Genomic DNA, 16612 nt, shown 5'->3' on the forward strand with positions numbered 1-16612 from the left:
CTGTTGATGGTGGGCGGGACATGGTGGTGGCACGCCTTGGGTGAGTTCGCCGTGATGTTCCATTGGTGGCGGTTGCTCGTGACGAGCGGGACGTGATGGTGGCGAATCACGGCTCTGGCTGTGGTGGTGTCCCGTTGGTGGCGGTTGTTCGAGGCGAGCGGGACGTGATGGTGGTGAGTCGTGGGTCTGGCTGCCGTGATGTCCTGTTGGTGGTGACTGACGGTCGAGAAGTGGGATGACGGTGGCGAATTGGGGTGAGCGTGTTGGTGCCCCGTGGTGGTCACTGTTGATCGTGGGCGGGCCATGGTGGTGGCGCACCATAGGGTGGGTTCGCCGTGATGCCCCTTTGGTGGCGGTTGCTCGTGACGAGCGGGACGTGATGGTGGCGAATCACGGCTCTGGCTGCGGTGGTGTCCCGTTGGTGGCGGGTGTTCGCGGCGAGCGGGGCGTGGTGGGGGTGGATCGTGGGTCTGGCTGTGGTGGTGTCCCGTTGGTGGTGACTGACGGTCGTGAAGTGGGGATAAGGGTGGCGAGTTGGGTTGAGTGTGTTGGTGTCCGGTGGCGGCGACCGTTGATCGTGGGCGGGCCATGGTGGTGGCGCACCATAGGGTGGGTTCGCCGTGGTGTCCCGTTGGTGGCGGTTGCTCGCGGCGAGCGGGGCGTGGTGGTGGCGAATCGCGGGTCTGGCTGCCGTGATGTCCCGTTCGCGGCGGCTGTTCGCGGCGAGCGGGGCGTGGTGGGGGTGGATCGTGGGTCTGGCTGTGGTGGTGTCCCGTTGGTGGTGACTGACGGTCGTGGAGTGGGGATGAGGGTGGCGGATTGGGGTGAGCGTATTTGGTGTCCCGGTGGCAGCCACTGTTGATCGTGGGCGGGCCATGGTGGTGGCGCACCATAGGGGTGGATTCGCCGTGGTGTCCCGTCGGCGGCGGTTGCGCGCGGCGAGCGGGGCGTGGTGGGGGGTGGATCACGGCTCTGGCTGCGGTGGTGTCCGGTTGGTGGTGACTGACGGTCGTGGAGTGAGGATGAGAGTGGCGAATTGGGTTGAGTGTGTTGGTGTTCGGTGGCGGCGACCGTTGGCCGTGGGCGGGACATGGTGGTGGCGCACATAGGGGTGGGTTCGCCGTGATGTCCCGTTCGCGGCGGCTGTGCGCGACGAGCGGGACGTGATGGTGGCAAATCGCGAGTCTGGCTGCCGCGGTGTCCCGTTGGTGGCGGGTGTTCGCGGCGAGCGGGGCGTGGTGGTGGTGAATGGTGGGTCTGGCTGTGGTGGTGTCCCGTTGGTGGCTGGTGTTTGCGGCGAGCGGGGCGTGGTGGGGGTGAAGCGTTGGTATGTCTGCGGTGGTGTCCAGTTGGTGGTGGTTGATTGTCGCGAAGGGGACGTAGTTTTGGTGCACCGTGGGTGAAGTGTGGTGATGTCGCGTTTGACGTATTGGCCGGCGTGGATAGTCCGGTGTGGGGAGATCGTCCAGAGGCAAGGTGGTGCCAGACCTGTTGGTGTTCATGGCATTCGGATGGGGGAGGCGTGGGTGGGGGCGCGTCGAACCGGCGGGTAGGGGAAGGGTGTGCGAGCATCGGTCGCATGTCGATCTCTGCGGAATCCATTGCTCATCTGCGTCTGACGGTGTGCGACATCGATCGGTCGCGGGCCTTCTACGAGAAGGTGTTCGGCTGGCCTGTGGCACTGGAGATTCCGGCTGATGCCGATGATGAGACGCGGCAGCGTCTCGCGTTTCTGCACGGCGGGGTGATCTATCGGATGAAGCACGGGATGATCGGACTGCGCCCTGCGGGCAGCGACCCCTTCGACGAGAACAACGTCGGCCTCGACCATCTCGCCTTCTCCCTCGGCTCCCTCGCCGAACTGGAAACCGCCGCAGCTCATCTCGACGCGTGCGGGGTCAAGCACGAGGAGATCAAGGACATCGGCGTCAGCTACATCCTGGAGTTCCGCGACCCGGACAACATCGCCCTCGAGCTGGTCGTGCGCAAGTAGCGGTCAGTTCTGGCGGGTGGGCCGGATAGTCAGGTCGCCGATTTCGACGTCGTCGGGTTGGTCGATCGCGAAGGCGATGGCCCGCGCCACGGCCGTGGGGTCGATGCCGAGTTCGGCCATGTGCTGCCTGGCCTGCGCGAGCACCGCCGGATCGTCGACGGCGTGATCGATCAGCTCGGTGCGCACATAGCCCGGAGAGATCGACGTCGTCCGCAACACCCCGTCGGTGCTCTCCTGCCGCAGTCCCTCGAGCAGCGTGCGCACCGCGTTCTTCGTGCCCGCGTACACCGCCTGCGTAGGAACGATTTTCAGCCCGGAGGTCGAGATGACCGTAACGAGATGACCGCTACCCTGACGGCGGAAAACCGGCAGGGCCGCGGCGATGCCGTACAGGATCCCCTTGACGTTCACATCGACCATCGCCGACCAACCCTCGACATCCAGGTCGGCGACCGGTCCGATCTTGCTGATCCCGGCGTTGCCCACCAACACATCCAGCCGCCCGAAACGCTCGACGGCGAGATCGACGAGCGACTCGAGGTCGCCACGATCGGTGACGTCCACCCGCGTCGCGGCCGCCGCACCACCGCCGGCTTCGATCTCGGCAACCACCTGTGCCAGCCGATCGGTGCGGCGCGCGCCGAGCACAACGCTCGCCCCGAGCGAGGCGAGATGACGGGCCGTCGCCTCGCCGATTCCGCTACTGGCGCCGGTGATCGCAACAACCTTGTCCTGGATAGTCATCCAACGTCCTCCGTCTAGAGTGGACACATGTCCGTTTACCCAGACGACCTTAGCGGACAAGTGTCCGCTTCGGTCAAGGGCGGCGGAACCCGCCGCTCAGACGCCCAACGCAACCGCGATCGAATCCTCGAGGCGGCCCGCGAACTCGTCCGCGGGCCCGGCGAACTGAAACTCAACGCCGTCGCAAAGGCCTGCGGCATCGGCCAAGGCACGCTCTATCGGCACTTCCCCACCCGCGAGGACCTCCTCGCCGAGGTCTACCGCCGCGACGTGGAAAACCTGGTCGAAGCCGCCCCACGCCTACTGGCAACCCACGAACCATTGGACGCACTCGCCGAATGGTTCGACCAGGTCGCCGCCTACGCTCGACTCAAACGCGACATCTTCGCCGCCGTCGAGGCCGCAACCTGGCATAACCTCGCCGCCCACAGCCAAGGCCCCATCGGCGACGCCGTAGAACTCCTCCTCGCCGCCGGCCGCGCCAACCACACCATTCGCCCCGACGCCGAAGCCCGCGACGCCATCATCCTCATCAGCTGGCTATCCCGCCTGGAAGACACCGAACTAGACACCCGAGCCCCCCGCCTCCTCTCCATCCTCATCAACGGCCTCCGTGCACCCCAATAGCGCGGGTCGTCGTGAGAATCATCGCTTTCCGTCAATCCTTGGCGGTTGGCAATGAATGTATTTGGCTGCCAACATCTCTGGTGTGCCAGCTCGGACTTCGGTCGAAACATCCTGGATGCTTAGTGGTGACGGCTCAACACAATCCGCGAGCAAACACGGTATTGATGTCGCCGCCGTTATCGTGCACGACCACCTGTCGCCCGTGCTTCCCGTCCCAATCCGAATAATGCTCGTTGCCGATATCGGCCCGTAACGAGTCCGCAGCACTGTAGCTCCGCCAGTATTGGCTCTTCCAGTCGCTCGGCACACCGGCCTGGAATTGGCCAAGTTTGGACTTCGTCTTGAAGGCATCCAGATCGGCGCGCGGTAATTCGGCTACCACCTCGACGATCTCATCGCTGAGACCTGGCATTTCACTATCGTGTGCAACAACGCGCGCGTTGTCCGGAAAGTGGATACCGCCACAATCGCCGATCTTCTCCACATCCGAGGGGTTGCTACATCCGGCAAGCATGAGCGCACCGGCGAGTATAGGCATCCAGCCCCGATGACGGATCGCCCCCATCAGAGTTCCCCCGACCAGGTGTAGTCCCCGAGGGATTCGGTGTTCCCGCGAGCTTTGAAGCTGCGCGCCCACCCCGCCTCCTCCAACTGCCTCATATCGTGGTTCAGGCCTTTCTTGATCGCCAATTCGGGATCCGATGACCACCAGTCGACGGTCTTGTCGAAATCGTACAAGTCGTAGATATAGATGCGATACCGTATGTCGCCCTTCAGCTTGTCGCCCGATCTCTGCACGATGGTGTCGCTGCCGACGGCGACTGAGAAGGTCCCTAGAGCAAGCGTGACATCGGAATTATCGGTCACCGAAATCGGTTGCCACGCTGCAGTTAATTCCTGTATCGCACCGCCGCGTTCCCCGTTTCGCGCGGCCTCGCCCTTGATCCAATTCAACTGACTCTCGGCGGCTGTCTTGACCGCCTGTGTTTTGACGATCTGTGCGACGTCGGCGGGACGGATGATGTACTCGTAGTCGGCACCATGACTCGCCAAGTACTGGTTGAGGATGTCGCTGGCGAAAGTGTAGCCCTTGTGGTCGAAGTAGAGTTGCACAGATGGGGCAGTTGTCGTGCTGATCAACCCTGCTTCGGAACGATTGAGAATACTGCGATCAGAGCCGAACTGCGGATGGCTGGAAGGGATCGGTGGATCAGCCGGCGGCCGCAATGCTGCTCTCCCACCAAATGTTGTCTCCGTATCCATATCGGAGCACACCCAAGTCGACTACCACTTTATCCGGAACCTCGAATTCTCTGGCGCTATATGTAGGTACGGCTTGGCCAGGTGTATAATTTAATGCCTTGGAAATGTGTGTGACCATCACATCCAATTCCTTCTTCCTGGAATCGGCCGATCGTTTGAGTGTGTCTACGGCGGCAGCGATCTCCGCTCGGATCGAGTCCCGCATCGGGTCGTTGATCAGTTGCGCCCACTGACCGAGCGGCAGCGTGAAGTTGAGGAAGGTCATGGGCTGTGCGAGTCCGCTACTGAGCCCCATGGCCTGGTTGAAGACCAACCGCTCGAGCACCGCACCACCATTTTGGACGATTTTTGAGATCGTTTCCAGGTCGATGCTTCGCCCTGCGATCGACTGCCCGAGGTTGTTCGTGCTGTTAGCGAATGCCTGTGCGGCATCGCCCGACCAAAGAGTTTGCAGCCATCTGGTGCCGGCGGTGAGATTTTCGGAGGTGACGTAATCGTTGATGCCGAGCAGCCCGATGCGTTTGCCGATGGCTTGCACTCTCTCCCAGTCCGCTTCCAGCGGGGAAAGATAGTCGGCTGCGGGTTTGACGCCGATCGCCTGACTCAACGCATCGTCGTATCGGCTGATTGAATTGATGCCCGCGGTCACGATCTGACGGGTTGTGTACTGCTCGTCCTGCACGTCCGACAGGGTGGGCAACTGCAAACCACCGAACCGTTTGGCGCTCTGAGCGGTGTTGGAAATGAACTCGCCCGTGTTACTCGACCCGGCGACCGCGACGGTAGTTAGTCGATCCGCCGAGTTGCCATCCGTCGCTACGTATTTCGTGCTCGCGCTGGACAGGTTGTCGTCAAGCGTGCCCACTGCGGCGAGATCTTTCTGATGTGCTGAGAAGATCGCGCTGCTGAACCTGTCGATCGGCGGTATCAGCGTGGCCATCAGCCCTGCTGTCCCGCCCGGCACCGTGATGGACGGCAGCAGGCGCGCGGCATTCGTAGTGAAGTTCGCTCCCAGACTCTGCAGGTCCAACTTGAACCCCGCAAGACCGGACACATCTACCGTGAAGTCGGTCATACCACCCCCTGGCTTCGTGTTCGCAGCGTAGCTGACAAAGCTCCCGCGCTAAAGTCGCCGTCGGTGAGCGGCAAGCGTTAGGGAACCATCACCAATCATGATGGGGCGCAGCCTGATGGGAGAACGTCTCGCTGGGCATCCGGGGCCAGCGATGGGGGCGGATCGGCCGACACTGCTAGCTCGTCGATGCGGTGTTCGTCGGTGGGTCATGCTGCTCGAGCCCTACTGGGCGGTCGCACACTGGCCGCGGAACTGCGCGAGTCGCGGCCGAGGCGGTATCAGCGCGTTATGGATTGGGCTCAGGAAGGTTCTTCGTAGCGGGCGGCGAGGGTGGCGGCGCGGTTGTGCAGGGAGGTGCGTAACCACTGCGGGGCAAGGGCTTCCGCGTCGGTGGCGAGTTGCCAGAGCGCCCATTCGGCGTGCCTCGGGTCTTGGAAGGTGACCTCCAGTCGCAACCGGCCGTCGGCGTCGGTTTCCTCGGCGCGGACCGCCAGTGCGGTGCCGACCAGTTCTTCTCGCCGGGCCGGGTGCAACCGCACCAGCACGGTGACCTGGTCGCCGCCGGAGCGGAACCGCGTGCTGCGCTCCTGCCAGGCTTGTTCCAGATCGACGCGGTCCGGGCGCTCGGCGGGTTCCGTGAGCTGCTCGGCGGCCGAGATTCTGGACAGTCGGTAGGTGCGGTCCGCGCCCGACTTCGTGGCGAGCAAGTAGCCCTGGTCGCGCACCGTGACCAGGCCGATCGGATCGACCGTGCGCCATCGCGGCTGCTGGTCCACCGCCGCGTACCGGATGCGCAACTTGTGCCCGGCTAGCACGGCGCGCCGGACCTCGGTCAACACGGTGCCGGGCACCTCCTCGGCGCTCAGCCGCCGCGACAGCAGATCGGTCTCCGGGTCGATGAGCAATCGCTCGGCGACGTCGGCCGCGGTGGCCCGATAGCTTTCGGGCAGCGCGTCGACCACCTTGAGCACTGCCGAAGCGAGCGCCGAACCGAGGCCGAATGCCTGTGCGCCGCGCCGTGATCCGGCGACCAGCAGGGCAAGCGCCTCGTCGTGATTGAGTCCGGTGAGCTCGGTTCGGAAACCGGGGAGCAGCGCGAAGCCGCCATGTCGTCCGCGTTCGGCGTAGACCGGGACGCCGGCCGCGGACAGCGCCTCGATGTCGCGCAGCACGGTCCGCGTGGATACCTCCAGCTCGCGCGCCAGCGCCGCCGCGGACAACCGGCCGTGCCGGCGCAGCAGCAACACCATCGAGACCAGTCGATCGGCGCGCATACAGAAAACCTTTGCAGAAATACACGACACAAGGTGTCGTGATTCGTTGAGAGCCTATCCAGTATGACCAACAAGAAAGTGGCCACCGAGCCGAACGCCCTGGGCAAGTTCTTCATCGAGCGAGCCAACGCGGGGGACGTCGACGGACTGGTGGCGTTGTACGAGCCGGACGCGGTGCTGGCCTTCCCGCCCGGCAGCCTCGCGACCGGCCACGCGGAGATCCGCAAGGTGTACGAACAGTTCGTCGCCGCCGCACCGGTGCTCGAGCCGGGCAGGCAGCATCCGGCACTGGTGAGTGGCGATCTGGCCATGACCGCATCCACCCTGACCACCGGCGAGGTCGCCGTCGAGATCGCCCGCCGTCAGCCGGACGGATCGTGGCTGTGGGCCACGGACCAGCCGTCGCTCGTGCCGTAGCGGGGCGGCGGTGGGCCGGCCGGTCCGCGCCCACCGCCGCGCTGTGCGGAGAGTCGAGATGAGACGTATCGCGACGATCGGCGTCTACGGATTCACCGTCGACGGTTTCCTGGAGCGGTTGGCCGAGGGTGGCGTGGGCCTGCTGTTGGACCTGCGCCAACGCCGCGGCGTTCGCGGACCCGAGTACTCGTGGGCGAACTCGGTGCGGCTCCAAAACACCCTCGCCGCCGCCGGAATCGGCTACCGGCACGTGCGGGAGCTGGCGCCGACCACCGAACTACGCCACCTCCAATATCGCGAGGACGACCGCCAGGGCGTCGGCAAACGCAACCGTGTCGCCCTGGCGACCGAGTACGCCGAGCGCTACACCCACGAAATCCTCGACCCCTTCGACCTCGCCGCACTTGCGGCCGACCTGCCCAACGACTCGACCACCGCCCTGTTCTGCGTGGAATGCGATCCGGAGGCGTGCCACCGCGCGCTGGTCGCCGAGCGCCTGCACACCGAACACGGCTTACCGGTGATGCACCTTTACCCGCACTGAGCCCGGCCGGCTTGCCGAGTTCATCGAATCGGCAAGCCGGACAGGTGAATTGGCTTCTCTGAGCCGGTTCAGGCGCGGACACCGAGTGTGCCGCTCCATGCGCCGGTATCGATACCGGCGCGCCTGGCCAGTGCGAACATGGCGGCGAGGTCGGCGTCGGTGCGCGGTTCGTGATGGTCCTCGGGGTAGTGCTGGTTCAGCAAACGCGTCATCTCCTCGGCGAAGGAGCGAAGTCCGTGCTCGGTGATGGCTCCGCGTTCGGCGTCGTCGATCAGTTGCGCGCACAGCTCGGGCAGGCCGGCGTCGCCGTCGTCGAACTCCAACCGGTCGGCGATCTGGTCCACCGCGTCCGCCCGGGTCGTCAAAGTCGATATGCCGCAGTCGAGTCCGTCGTCGGCCAGGTCGTCCGGGTAGCTCGCCCGGTGCCAGGCGCCCTCGTCGAACCAATAGACGCAGCCGACCATGTAGTCATCGATCAGGCCCCGAAGGTAGTGCCGCGGAACCCATTCCGGCGCGCCGGCCAGCAGATCGATCGCCGGCTCGTAGCCCTTGACCTCGCTCGATTCGTCTTCCCCGACGAGCACCGCGCGACCGTCACCGAGCCACTTCAGCACCCACCACGTGCAACCGCAGTCGTCCCAATGCAATCCGTCGGCATCGATCCAATAGCCCGACCGATGCTGCACCGGCTCGAGCTCCTCGTCGCGGTCGAAGGTGGCGAGCGCCACGGCCGCCCACCGCGCCGACAGCACGCGCGCGTCCGGCAGATCCTCCGGACGCCCGGGTCGATGCAGTTTCCCCAATGATGTTCTCCTGATTCTCGCGAACGCCCGCTTCGGCTGGGCGTGGTCTGCCCGGTGGCCGTTACCAGCCGACCGGCTGGTTGAGGGCGATCAGGTTCCCGTCGACCGCCTCGAGCACGGCCAGGCGGTTTCCGGGCAGATCGACGATGCCGGTCTCCGGATCGCCGTTGACGATCGGCGCGGTACCGATCTCGGCGAGCGACCCGTCGGCGATCTCGCCCAGCGCCCTGGCGCCGAGGGCCCCCATCGCGCCGTGCGTCGCCTCGATGTCGACCACGGTCCAGAACGGCAGCGGATGGCGCACCCACGGTTTGGCCGACAGCGCGAGGCCGATGGCGTACATCGCATAGTCCTCGGTGCGAAAGACCGGCTCGGCGCCGAGCATCGCCGTGAACGCCGCAACGCTCGCGTCCAGATCCGCGGTGGGGTAGACGACGTTGGCGAAGGCGGTGGGTGTGTTCACGGGAACTCCTTTGCCGAGCGGGGCTCGAGGGTGACGGGCAACTCCGGCGACCAATGTATCGGCACCCTCCGACAGGCGAGGCCGACCTGGTGCTGGGGCGTGGCGAGGAACTGTGCGCCGACAGCTCGATCTCCGCTGGCCACCGCGCAGCGTGAAGCGGGCGTCACTCCCGGACTGGGACCTTGTGGCCGTACGTCCACTGGATCATCCCGAAACGACGAGTCCCTACCTCGCCGAGTTCGAAACCCTTTACAGCGTCGGTGATTTCGGTTGGCGTGAAGAATCGCGCACCGCCGGCGCCGGGTAGGAAACGTCCGATCGGTTGCAGCGGACCGGTGCGCACGGTAGGCACCAGCACCGCGAGGTAACCGCCCGGCCGCAGGACACGGATCATCTCGGCCAGTGCCGCGACCGGATCGGGAATGAGCTGCAGGCCGGCAATGCAGGTCACCGCATCGACGGTGTTGTCGCGCAACGGAAGCCGTTGCGCGTCGGCACGCACGAACGCGATATTGCCGCCGCGGTGCCGCTGGACGGCGCGGGTGAGCATCGACGCGGAGATGTCGATGCCGAGAGCGAGTCCGTCCGGACCCACGGCGTGGGCCAGCGCGGCAGTGATTTCGCCTGGACCACAACCGATGTCGAGTGCTGTGTGGCCAGGCCGGAGGTGTAAGTGCTCGGCGGGTGATTGCAGGATGCCGAAGACACGCCGGGCCGCTGTCGCGGCGTGATCGAAGAGGTACGCACCGATGCGTGAGCTCCACAGCGATTGCACGATACCGGTGTTGACGTCTTGATCTGCTGGTTGCGGGCCGAGTTGGTCGAGGTAACCATGCGGGGCGGTGGGAGCCGCGGGCGGTTCGGTGAGCAGCGGCAGAACTCGTTGCAGGGCAGGCGAAATGGTGACGCTCACGCGATCATCTCCTAGGGGTGCTCGACCGGCGCCGTGATCCCGACGGCGGGAGTCGTGGAGTAGGTACCCCGGACGCTATGTCGCGACCATGTACTGCGTCCAAGACCAGTTGCGCCATAAGCTAATTACGCCGCAGTCATCCGGCATACCGGCAGAAGATCAGGCAAGCGGTATTCGACGTTGGTCGGGGCGGACCGTGTGCAGGACGGGTTCCTCATCCCGCTGGCTACGGAATCGGCGTGGATTGGTTGCGGAACGTCCTCGCTTCTGGGCGCGCGGCCCTGTCAGTCGAGGGCGAGACCCTGGACGTGACCACGCCCGAAGTGATCGACGCGACAACTGCCCATGCTGTCGCCGAAGCGGCAACGGGCGCTCGAGCGCGTAGGGATCAAGCAACATCTGAGCGTGAAGGTCGCCTGAGGGCACTGGTCGACGCGGTGCGCAGGCGTTCCGGCCGATACCGCTGAGCGCTGGTCGAATGTCCAAAATGGTTGGCTGTCAGTGCTTTCCACACTCGTTGTGCCGACGAACGCACTCTGTCGGTGGCAGGTGTTACCGTCGGCCCATCCCGCCGGGACCGGTTGACGACCGCCCCGGCCACGTCGTCGGAGATGGGGTGGAACATGACTTCAACCAGGCATGACGGAGACTCCTGGGACCTTGCTTCCAGTGTCGGCGCGACTGCCACCATGGCCGCGACGGCGCGGGCGATCGCGACCCGCGCGGATCGTGCGCTCATCGACGACCCGTTCGCCGAACCGCTGGTCCGGGCGGTCGGCGTCGACCTCCTGACCCAATTGGCCAGCGGCGAAGTACCTCCCGGCGACTTGGTCGAACAGGTGTGGATCGATGTGGCCAAGGTGCGCACCAAGTTCTATGACGAGTTCTTCCTGGACGCGACAACCGCGGGCATCGCCCAGGTCGTGATCCTGGCTTCGGGCTTGGATTCTCGCGCGTACCGACTGTCCTGGCCGGCCGGGACGGTTGTATACGAGGTCGACCAGCCGCCGGTCATCGAATTCAAGACCCGCGCACTGGCCGAGTTGGGCGCTACCCCCACCGCCGACCGGCGCGCGGCCGCGGTCGATCTGCGCGACGATTGGCCCGCCGCACTAGAGGCCGCCGGATTCGACCCGGCGCGGCCCACCGCCTGGAGCGCCGAGGGCCTGCTGGGTTACCTACCGCCCGATGCGCAGGATCGCCTGCTGGACACCATCACTCGGCTCAGCGCACCGGGAAGCCGTCTGGCTACGGAAAGCAAACCCAACCCGCAACCGGGCCAGGATGACCGGACAAAGGAACGCCTGCACCGTATCTCCGAGCGTTGGCGGGCAAACGATTTCGATACCGACATGGCGCGGCTGCGATATTACGGCGAGCGCAACGAGGCGGCGCCGTACCTGGCCGGCCGCGGCTGGGCGCTGAACGCAATCACCCTCCGGGACCTGTTGGCCGCCAACGACCTTCAACCCTTGACGGGTGACGACCTACGCATGGGTGATCTGCTGTACGTCAGCGGCGTCCTCGACGAGTAGTCGCATCACGCATCCTCTACCTTCCGCACTCGGGTATTCGTCGCGGTGGCGCGCTTGCCCTCGTGGGTTTCGGTCCGTAGCCGGGGGAGGGGACGTCCGTCGCGGTCGACGAGGACCGAGTGGGCCTCACCGGCGGTGAACGCGTGGCGTTCGCCCCACTGACGCAACGCCACGACGACGGTGAACAGATCCTGCCCGGCAGCGGTGAGTTCATAGCTGTGCCGTTTACCGCCCGGTGCGGTGCTCGTGCTGAGGATTCCGTGGTCGACGAGCTTGCGCAGGCGATCGGTGAGGATATTCCGCGCGATCCCGAGCCGTTGCTGGAAGTCGGTGAAGGTTGCCGCACCGTCCATGGCGTCGCGCACGATCAGCAGGCTCCACCGGTCGCCGACCAGGTCGACGGTGCGCGCGACCGGACAGGTGGGATCGGTCCAGTCGCGGCCGGAACCGGGTGTCGTGGTCATGCTCCTCCGCCCGATTGGTTGCAATTCGAAACTATTATGCCCTACGCTCCAATGGTTGCATTTTGCTACTAATTCGGGAGGTCTGATGGTGGCGACCGTCACGAGATCGCAGCGATTCGTGCTGGCACTGGTGTGCGCGGTGGCGGTGTCGACGATCTACGCGATCCAGCCGGTGCTGGAGGCGGCGGGTCTCAGCCTCGGGCTGGCGCGCGGGTCACTGGGCTGGCTGGTTGCCGCGGGACAGGTCGGCTATTTCGCCGGCCTCGTTCTGTTGGTGCCGCTCGGCGACGTGCTGAATCGTCGTCGGCTCATCGCCGTGCATCTGCTGCTCACCGCCGCGGGTGCCGCGATCGTGGCGGTTGCGCCGAACGGCGCGATCGCGGTGGTCGGGTTGGCGGTGGCGGGTTTGTTCGCGGTCGTGGTGCAGGTGACGGTCGCCTATGTCGCCGCCGTTTCCGCGCCGGACCAGCGCGGCCGCAATATCGGCGCGGTGACCTCCGGCGTGGTGATCGGCATTCTCGGCGTCCGTGTTCTGGCCGGTCTTCTGGGTGACACCGTGGGCTGGCGGGCCGTGTATGCCTTGCTCGCCGTGCTCTGCGTGGTGCTGGCCGGCACCGTCCGCGCGACACTCGACCCCGATTCCAGAACCTCCGGCACAAGGTATGTGCAGGTACTGGCATCGATGGGGCGGCTCGTGCGCACCGATCGCCTGTTTCTGAGCCGAGGGCTGATCACCTTCTTCCTGTTCGCGTCCTTCGGCACCCTCTGGAGCGGGCTCGCCCTCCCGCTCGGCTCCGATCCGTGGAACTTCGGCACCACACAGATCGGGCTGTTCGGTGTGGTCGGACTGGCCGGAGCGCTCGGTGCCGCCCGCGCCGGACGATGGGCGGATTCCGGTCGAGCACAAGCGATTACGGGCTCCGCGCTGGTGTTGCTCGCCGCCTCGTGGCTATTCATCGCCCGAGCCGGCGCGACCTTGTGGCTGCTGATCATCGGCATCATCGTGCTCGACTTCGCCGTCCAGGCGGTGCACGTCAGCAGCCAGCACCTGCTGACCGCCGCGCATCCCGATCACGCCAGCAGCGTCATCGGCGCCTATATGGCGTTCTATTCGCTCGGATCCGCGCTCGGCGCGATTACCACCACCTGGGCTTACAGCAATTGGGGGTGGTCGGCGGCGTGCTGGGTGGGCGCGGCGTACTCCCTCGCCGCGCTGATCCTGTGGGGACTGGGTCAGATCACCCGCCGTGGTGTGACGAGTCCGCCTGGCCCCCGACCGGAGCGCCGCGATAGTGCGCCAGTCTGTGTGGAGAGGTGATCGTTACCGGCGAAACCCTACTTCTCGGGAGGCTTGCCGAACGTGACGGTGATGTCCTCGAAGTCTTTGTTGCGCTGAGCCTGTGCCTGGTCGGTGTAGGTCCGCCGGTCTCCGCTGGTGAGCCTGACGTTCTCGGTGAACGGCGACAACAGTGCCCGCGGATAGAGCCGGTCGACCCGCACGACATTGATCTCCACACACAGCACGACCGCGCACGAGGTCAGGTACAGGAATCCGAGCAGACCGAGCACCACCGCGAATACCCCGTTGGTATCCGAGGATTGGTTCACCACCTGGCCGACATAGATCGAGCCGAACCGCTGCAACAACTGCCAGGCGACCGCGGCGACCACCGCGCCGGGAACCACCTGCCGCCAACTGATGGATCGCACAGTGGCCCATTTGAACGCCATCGCGAACAACCCCGCGTTGACCACCACCGAAGCCAGCACGAGCAGCCAGGCGAACCCGAACCCGATCCGCCACGCGGCCCCCACCTGCGACAACACCGCCGCTCCGAGGATCAGGGGACCGAGGATGACCAGTCCGATCAGTCCACGCACCCGCACCATGAACGGATTCGGCCGCTGGTTGACCGGCACCGCCCACGCGACATTCATCGCGTTCTGCACAGCCACCGACACCCCGAGACCGCCGAACGCCGCAATCGCGATTCCGGCGACCAGCCCCGCGGTGCCCCCGCTGAGCCGCTCCGGCCGGCTGATCTGATCGCCGATCACCGGAAACTGACTCAACGCCGAATCGAGAATGCGCTGCTGCAGATGCGGGTCCGCCTCGAGCAGCACGCTGAGCACAGTCGTCAGAATCAGCAGCAGCGGAAACAACGACACGAACGCGTAATACGTGATCAAGGCGGCCAAGTATCCACCCTGATCGTCGATGAACTTGTAGATCACCGCCAGCGGAAACCCCACCCCGCGATGACGCCGCTGAAACCTATCGACTCCGGCAACCAACCCGACTACTCATCCCTCGCTCGGCGATTCCAGCGTCTACTGGTTCGTGTGATCCACCGGCCGTCGGCTCATCCGGCCCGGTCTCGCTATACCACACCGACGGCCTCCGAAAACGAGGAAGCTGTGCCGCGCAACAGGATCCATATCGAGGTCGGAGATCCGTCACCTCGGTGGATCCGTCCGGGGTCAGCTGTTGCTCAACCAGGCAAGGCCGAGAATGGCCAACCCGACTGCGAACGCGACTATAGGGGCCCACCATGCAATGCGGCCGGTGTATGCCAATGCGGTCAGCACCAAGGCGATGCTGTTGCTCATCCAGACCAGCGCGTGAGCTGCTGAGTTCGGGGGGCGATATCTACGCAATATAGCCAGCTCACGCCGCATCTGGTTGCGGACTGCCGCTTCTCTGTCGATGCCTGGGGGAAGGCCCTTCTCGATCTGTACCAGCAAGTGCAATCGCTCATGGGGCAGCTTGTGTGATGACCGGGCGGTGAACCACCCCGTGACGAAAGCGACGATCAGCGCGGCCAGAGCGCCGGCGACCGCTCCCAGCGCGGGCGTCGTGCGCAGATCCGCGAGCCAGTCCCATGTCATTACAAGTACCCCCGCTCCTGTGTCGAATCGAGTCGGTGCCGGCGATCGATGCTCCGACGTGCGACGAACAGTTCGACACGTTGGTGCAGTTCGGCAGCGCTGTCTACCTCATTGTGGGTGGCAGAATGCAAGTGTGGCAGGCGGTATCACGATCGATGACGTGCGCGCGGCGGCGCACCGGCTCGCGGGTGTCGCGCATCGGACGCCGGTGCTTACGTCTCGTCTGCTCAACGAGCGGGTCGGGGCCGAGGTGTTTCTCAAGTGTGAGAACTTTCAGCGGGTTGGCGCGTTCAAGTTCCGCGGTGCCTATAACGCGATCTCGCAACTGACTGCCGAGCAACTCGGATGCGGGGTCGTGGCCTGGTCCTCCGGCAACCACGCGCAGGCCGTTGCGCTGTCGGCACGGCTGCTCGGCAGCTCGGCGGTGATCGTGATGCCGGCGGACGCCCCCGCTTCGAAGTTGGCTGCCACCAAGGAATACGGGGCCGAGATCGTCCTTTACGACCGCTACACGCAGGACCGCACCGCGATCGGTGCGGCCCTGGCTGCCGAACGCGGCCTGACCGCCATTCCGCCCTTCGACGATTTCCGGGTGATGGCCGGGCAGGGCACGGTAGCGCTCGAACTCATCGAGAAGACCGGACCGTTGACCGCCTTCCTCGCCCCGATCGGCGGTGGCGGATTGATGGCAGGATGCGCCACCGCGGCGACTGCGCTGTCGCCCGGCATTCGCGTCATCGGCGTCGAACCCGTCGACGGCGACGACACCAAGCGTTCACTCGAGGCCGGCCACCGCGTTCGAATCCCGGTTCCCCGCACCATCGCCGACGCACAGGCCGCCGAAATCCCGGGCGCACTCACCTTCGACGTCAACCGCGGGGTGGTGGACGAGATCGTCGTGGTGACCGACGAGCAGTTGGTGGCGGCGATGTCCTTTCTGTTCGACACGATGAAGATCGTCGCCGAGCCGACCGGCGCCGCCGGTGTTGCCGCATTGCTGGCAGGGCGGGACCAGCTCGCCGGCGCCAGGGTCGGTGTTGTCATCTCCGGCGGCAATATCAGCGCCGCGCGGTTCGCTGAGTTGGTAAGCCAGGGCGGGGCCGACGAGTTCTCCGGTTAGCGCCGGTAGTGGTTGATCGCTCGGCGGCCAGGGCGGTTGGCCTGCGAATTTCCGCGCTGCGCAGGCGATTTGACTTAGCGATCTTCGCCGCGTAATTTATTCCAAGTCAGAGCGACACGGACACCGACCCGGAGCCGAGAAGCCCAGCGGAAACGCTGAGTGGATGGACCGGGAAACGAGGTAGGACGAGGAGCGCCTGAAATCGCACTAGCTCGCTCGGAGACATGATTTGTTTCTTAGCCGAGCTAAGCTGTAAGGTTGCCTCACCGATCAAGCGGATGAAGTCCGGGCGATGGTGTGTGCGTGTGTTCTTTGAGAACTCAATAGTGTGTCGATGAATGTCAGTGCCAATATGTTTATTGGTTCCGGCTTCTCATACCCCCCGGTTGAGAGGTTGGACATTTAGTCAGCAAATACTTTTTGCTGGCGTTTTGTTTTGCTAGGTTTTCGGACTCTAGTTAGATTGTTCTGATTGCACCTTCGGGTGT

Annotated in this window: 18 protein-coding genes; 7 read left to right on the top strand and 11 right to left on the bottom strand. The window is 65.1% G+C overall.

The genetic code is table 11. From position 1 onward, the window contains the following. Positions 1 to 1579 precede the first annotated feature (1579 nt). Entirely contained in the window at positions 1580 to 1993 is a 414-nt protein-coding gene (locus ACFQ9K_RS29470) for a VOC family protein (RefSeq protein ID WP_378725628.1), read from the top strand. Between the two features lie 3 nt (positions 1994 to 1996). On the opposite strand, the gene ACFQ9K_RS29475 is transcribed toward ACFQ9K_RS29470, so the two are convergent. Continuing rightward, complete coding sequence (locus ACFQ9K_RS29475; protein WP_378725630.1) at positions 1997 to 2737, bottom strand: SDR family oxidoreductase; 741 nt, start codon at positions 2735 to 2737, stop codon at positions 1997 to 1999. Between the two features lie 60 nt (positions 2738 to 2797). Here ACFQ9K_RS29475 and ACFQ9K_RS29480 point away from each other — a divergent pair, with 60 nt between their 5' ends. Then, entirely contained in the window at positions 2798 to 3364 is a 567-nt protein-coding gene (locus ACFQ9K_RS29480; protein ID WP_378725632.1) for a TetR/AcrR family transcriptional regulator, read from the top strand. A 133-nt stretch (positions 3365 to 3497) separates the two neighbouring features. Here ACFQ9K_RS29480 and ACFQ9K_RS29485 read toward each other — a convergent pair whose 3' ends face one another. From ACFQ9K_RS29485 to ACFQ9K_RS29500, 4 genes are all read right to left on the bottom strand, one after another. Continuing rightward, positions 3498 to 3929 (bottom strand): hypothetical protein, encoded by a 432-nt coding sequence (locus tag ACFQ9K_RS29485; RefSeq protein ID WP_378725634.1) that lies wholly within the window; start codon positions 3927 to 3929, stop codon positions 3498 to 3500. After that, positions 3929 to 4627 carry a hypothetical protein gene (locus tag ACFQ9K_RS29490; RefSeq protein WP_378725636.1) on the bottom strand — a complete coding sequence of 233 codons (699 nt, stop codon included), beginning with the start codon at positions 4625 to 4627 and terminating at the stop codon, positions 3929 to 3931. The genes ACFQ9K_RS29485 and ACFQ9K_RS29490 overlap by 1 nt, the downstream gene beginning before the upstream one ends. After that, on the bottom strand, positions 4575 to 5702 hold the full coding sequence (locus tag ACFQ9K_RS29495; RefSeq protein ID WP_378725638.1) for a hypothetical protein: 1128 nt from the start codon (positions 5700 to 5702) through the stop codon (positions 4575 to 4577). Before ACFQ9K_RS29495 ends, ACFQ9K_RS29490 begins: the two co-directional genes overlap by 53 nt. 299 nt (positions 5703 to 6001) lie before the next feature. Beyond that, positions 6002 to 6976, bottom strand: coding sequence for a helix-turn-helix transcriptional regulator (locus ACFQ9K_RS29500; protein WP_378725640.1), 975 nt, complete (start codon positions 6974 to 6976; stop codon positions 6002 to 6004). Between the two features lie 63 nt (positions 6977 to 7039). Between ACFQ9K_RS29500 and ACFQ9K_RS29505 the strand changes: the two genes are divergently transcribed. Both ACFQ9K_RS29505 and ACFQ9K_RS29510 read left to right on the top strand, forming a co-directional pair. Continuing rightward, positions 7040 to 7393, top strand: coding sequence for a YybH family protein (locus ACFQ9K_RS29505; protein WP_378725642.1), 354 nt, complete (start codon positions 7040 to 7042; stop codon positions 7391 to 7393). A gap of 58 nt (positions 7394 to 7451) precedes the next feature. After that, a complete protein-coding gene (locus tag ACFQ9K_RS29510; RefSeq protein WP_378983848.1) occupies positions 7452 to 7937 on the top strand; it encodes a DUF488 domain-containing protein in 486 nt (161 codons plus the stop codon). Positions 7938 to 8005: 68 nt separating this feature from the next. Here the strand turns inward: ACFQ9K_RS29510 and ACFQ9K_RS29515 are convergent, their stop codons facing one another. The 3 genes from ACFQ9K_RS29515 to ACFQ9K_RS29525 form a co-directional block, all read right to left on the bottom strand. Beyond that, complete coding sequence (locus ACFQ9K_RS29515) at positions 8006 to 8740, bottom strand: hypothetical protein (RefSeq protein WP_378726095.1); 735 nt, start codon at positions 8738 to 8740, stop codon at positions 8006 to 8008. Positions 8741 to 8801: 61 nt separating this feature from the next. Next, positions 8802 to 9203: a VOC family protein gene (locus ACFQ9K_RS29520; protein WP_378726096.1), complete on the bottom strand. Its 402-nt coding sequence runs from the start codon at positions 9201 to 9203 to the stop codon at positions 8802 to 8804. Between the two features lie 163 nt (positions 9204 to 9366). Further along, on the bottom strand, positions 9367 to 10116 hold the full coding sequence (locus tag ACFQ9K_RS29525; protein ID WP_378726098.1) for a class I SAM-dependent methyltransferase: 750 nt from the start codon (positions 10114 to 10116) through the stop codon (positions 9367 to 9369). A gap of 623 nt (positions 10117 to 10739) precedes the next feature. On the opposite strand from ACFQ9K_RS29525, the gene ACFQ9K_RS29530 reads away from it, so the two are divergent. Then, complete coding sequence (locus tag ACFQ9K_RS29530; RefSeq protein ID WP_378726100.1) at positions 10740 to 11651, top strand: SAM-dependent methyltransferase; 912 nt, start codon at positions 10740 to 10742, stop codon at positions 11649 to 11651. Between the two features lie 5 nt (positions 11652 to 11656). Here ACFQ9K_RS29530 and ACFQ9K_RS29535 read toward each other — a convergent pair whose 3' ends face one another. After that, a complete protein-coding gene (locus tag ACFQ9K_RS29535; protein WP_378726102.1) occupies positions 11657 to 12115 on the bottom strand; it encodes a winged helix-turn-helix transcriptional regulator in 459 nt (152 codons plus the stop codon). Here ACFQ9K_RS29535 and ACFQ9K_RS29540 point away from each other — a divergent pair. After that, on the top strand, positions 12114 to 13433 hold the full coding sequence (locus ACFQ9K_RS29540) for an MFS transporter (RefSeq protein WP_378726110.1): 1320 nt from the start codon (positions 12114 to 12116) through the stop codon (positions 13431 to 13433). The genes ACFQ9K_RS29535 and ACFQ9K_RS29540 overlap by 2 nt on opposite strands. A gap of 17 nt (positions 13434 to 13450) precedes the next feature. Here the strand turns inward: ACFQ9K_RS29540 and ACFQ9K_RS29545 are convergent, their stop codons facing one another. Both ACFQ9K_RS29545 and ACFQ9K_RS29550 read right to left on the bottom strand, forming a co-directional pair. Next, positions 13451 to 14368: a YihY/virulence factor BrkB family protein gene (locus ACFQ9K_RS29545; protein ID WP_378726104.1), complete on the bottom strand. Its 918-nt coding sequence runs from the start codon at positions 14366 to 14368 to the stop codon at positions 13451 to 13453. A gap of 228 nt (positions 14369 to 14596) precedes the next feature. Next, positions 14597 to 15004, bottom strand: a complete 408-nt coding sequence (locus tag ACFQ9K_RS29550; RefSeq protein WP_378726106.1) for a hypothetical protein — start codon at positions 15002 to 15004, stop codon at positions 14597 to 14599. Between the two features lie 160 nt (positions 15005 to 15164). Here ACFQ9K_RS29550 and ACFQ9K_RS29555 point away from each other — a divergent pair, with 160 nt between their 5' ends. Then, complete coding sequence (locus tag ACFQ9K_RS29555) at positions 15165 to 16124, top strand: pyridoxal-phosphate dependent enzyme (protein ID WP_378726108.1); 960 nt, start codon at positions 15165 to 15167, stop codon at positions 16122 to 16124. The last annotated feature ends 488 nt before the right edge of the window (positions 16125 to 16612 follow it).

Origin of the sequence: Nocardia sp. NPDC056564 (assembly GCF_042793755.1) — a bacterium.
GTDB lineage: Bacteria > Actinomycetota > Actinomycetes > Mycobacteriales > Mycobacteriaceae > Nocardia.

What these genes read in the sequence shown, in the direction of transcription:
- ACFQ9K_RS29470 (WP_378725628.1), top strand. Translation starts at nt 1,580, where the DNA reads ATGTCGATCTCTGCGGAATCCATTGCTCATCTGCGTCTGACGGTGTGC.
- ACFQ9K_RS29475 (WP_378725630.1), bottom strand. Translation starts at nt 2,737, where the DNA reads ATGACTATCCAGGACAAGGTTGTTGCGATCACCGGCGCCAGTAGCGGA.
- ACFQ9K_RS29485 (WP_378725634.1), bottom strand. Translation starts at nt 3,929, where the DNA reads ATGGGGGCGATCCGTCATCGGGGCTGGATGCCTATACTCGCCGGTGCG.
- ACFQ9K_RS29490 (WP_378725636.1), bottom strand. Translation starts at nt 4,627, where the DNA reads ATGGATACGGAGACAACATTTGGTGGGAGAGCAGCATTGCGGCCGCCG.
- ACFQ9K_RS29495 (WP_378725638.1), bottom strand. Translation starts at nt 5,702, where the DNA reads ATGACCGACTTCACGGTAGATGTGTCCGGTCTTGCGGGGTTCAAGTTG.
- ACFQ9K_RS29500 (WP_378725640.1), bottom strand. Translation starts at nt 6,976, where the DNA reads ATGCGCGCCGATCGACTGGTCTCGATGGTGTTGCTGCTGCGCCGGCAC.
- ACFQ9K_RS29505 (WP_378725642.1), top strand. Translation starts at nt 7,040, where the DNA reads ATGACCAACAAGAAAGTGGCCACCGAGCCGAACGCCCTGGGCAAGTTC.
- ACFQ9K_RS29510 (WP_378983848.1), top strand. Translation starts at nt 7,452, where the DNA reads ATGAGACGTATCGCGACGATCGGCGTCTACGGATTCACCGTCGACGGT.
- ACFQ9K_RS29530 (WP_378726100.1), top strand. Translation starts at nt 10,740, where the DNA reads ATGACTTCAACCAGGCATGACGGAGACTCCTGGGACCTTGCTTCCAGT.
- ACFQ9K_RS29540 (WP_378726110.1), top strand. Translation starts at nt 12,114, where the DNA reads ATGCTCCTCCGCCCGATTGGTTGCAATTCGAAACTATTATGCCCTACG.
- ACFQ9K_RS29535 (WP_378726102.1), bottom strand. Translation starts at nt 12,115, where the DNA reads ATGACCACGACACCCGGTTCCGGCCGCGACTGGACCGATCCCACCTGT.
- ACFQ9K_RS29550 (WP_378726106.1), bottom strand. Translation starts at nt 15,004, where the DNA reads ATGACATGGGACTGGCTCGCGGATCTGCGCACGACGCCCGCGCTGGGA.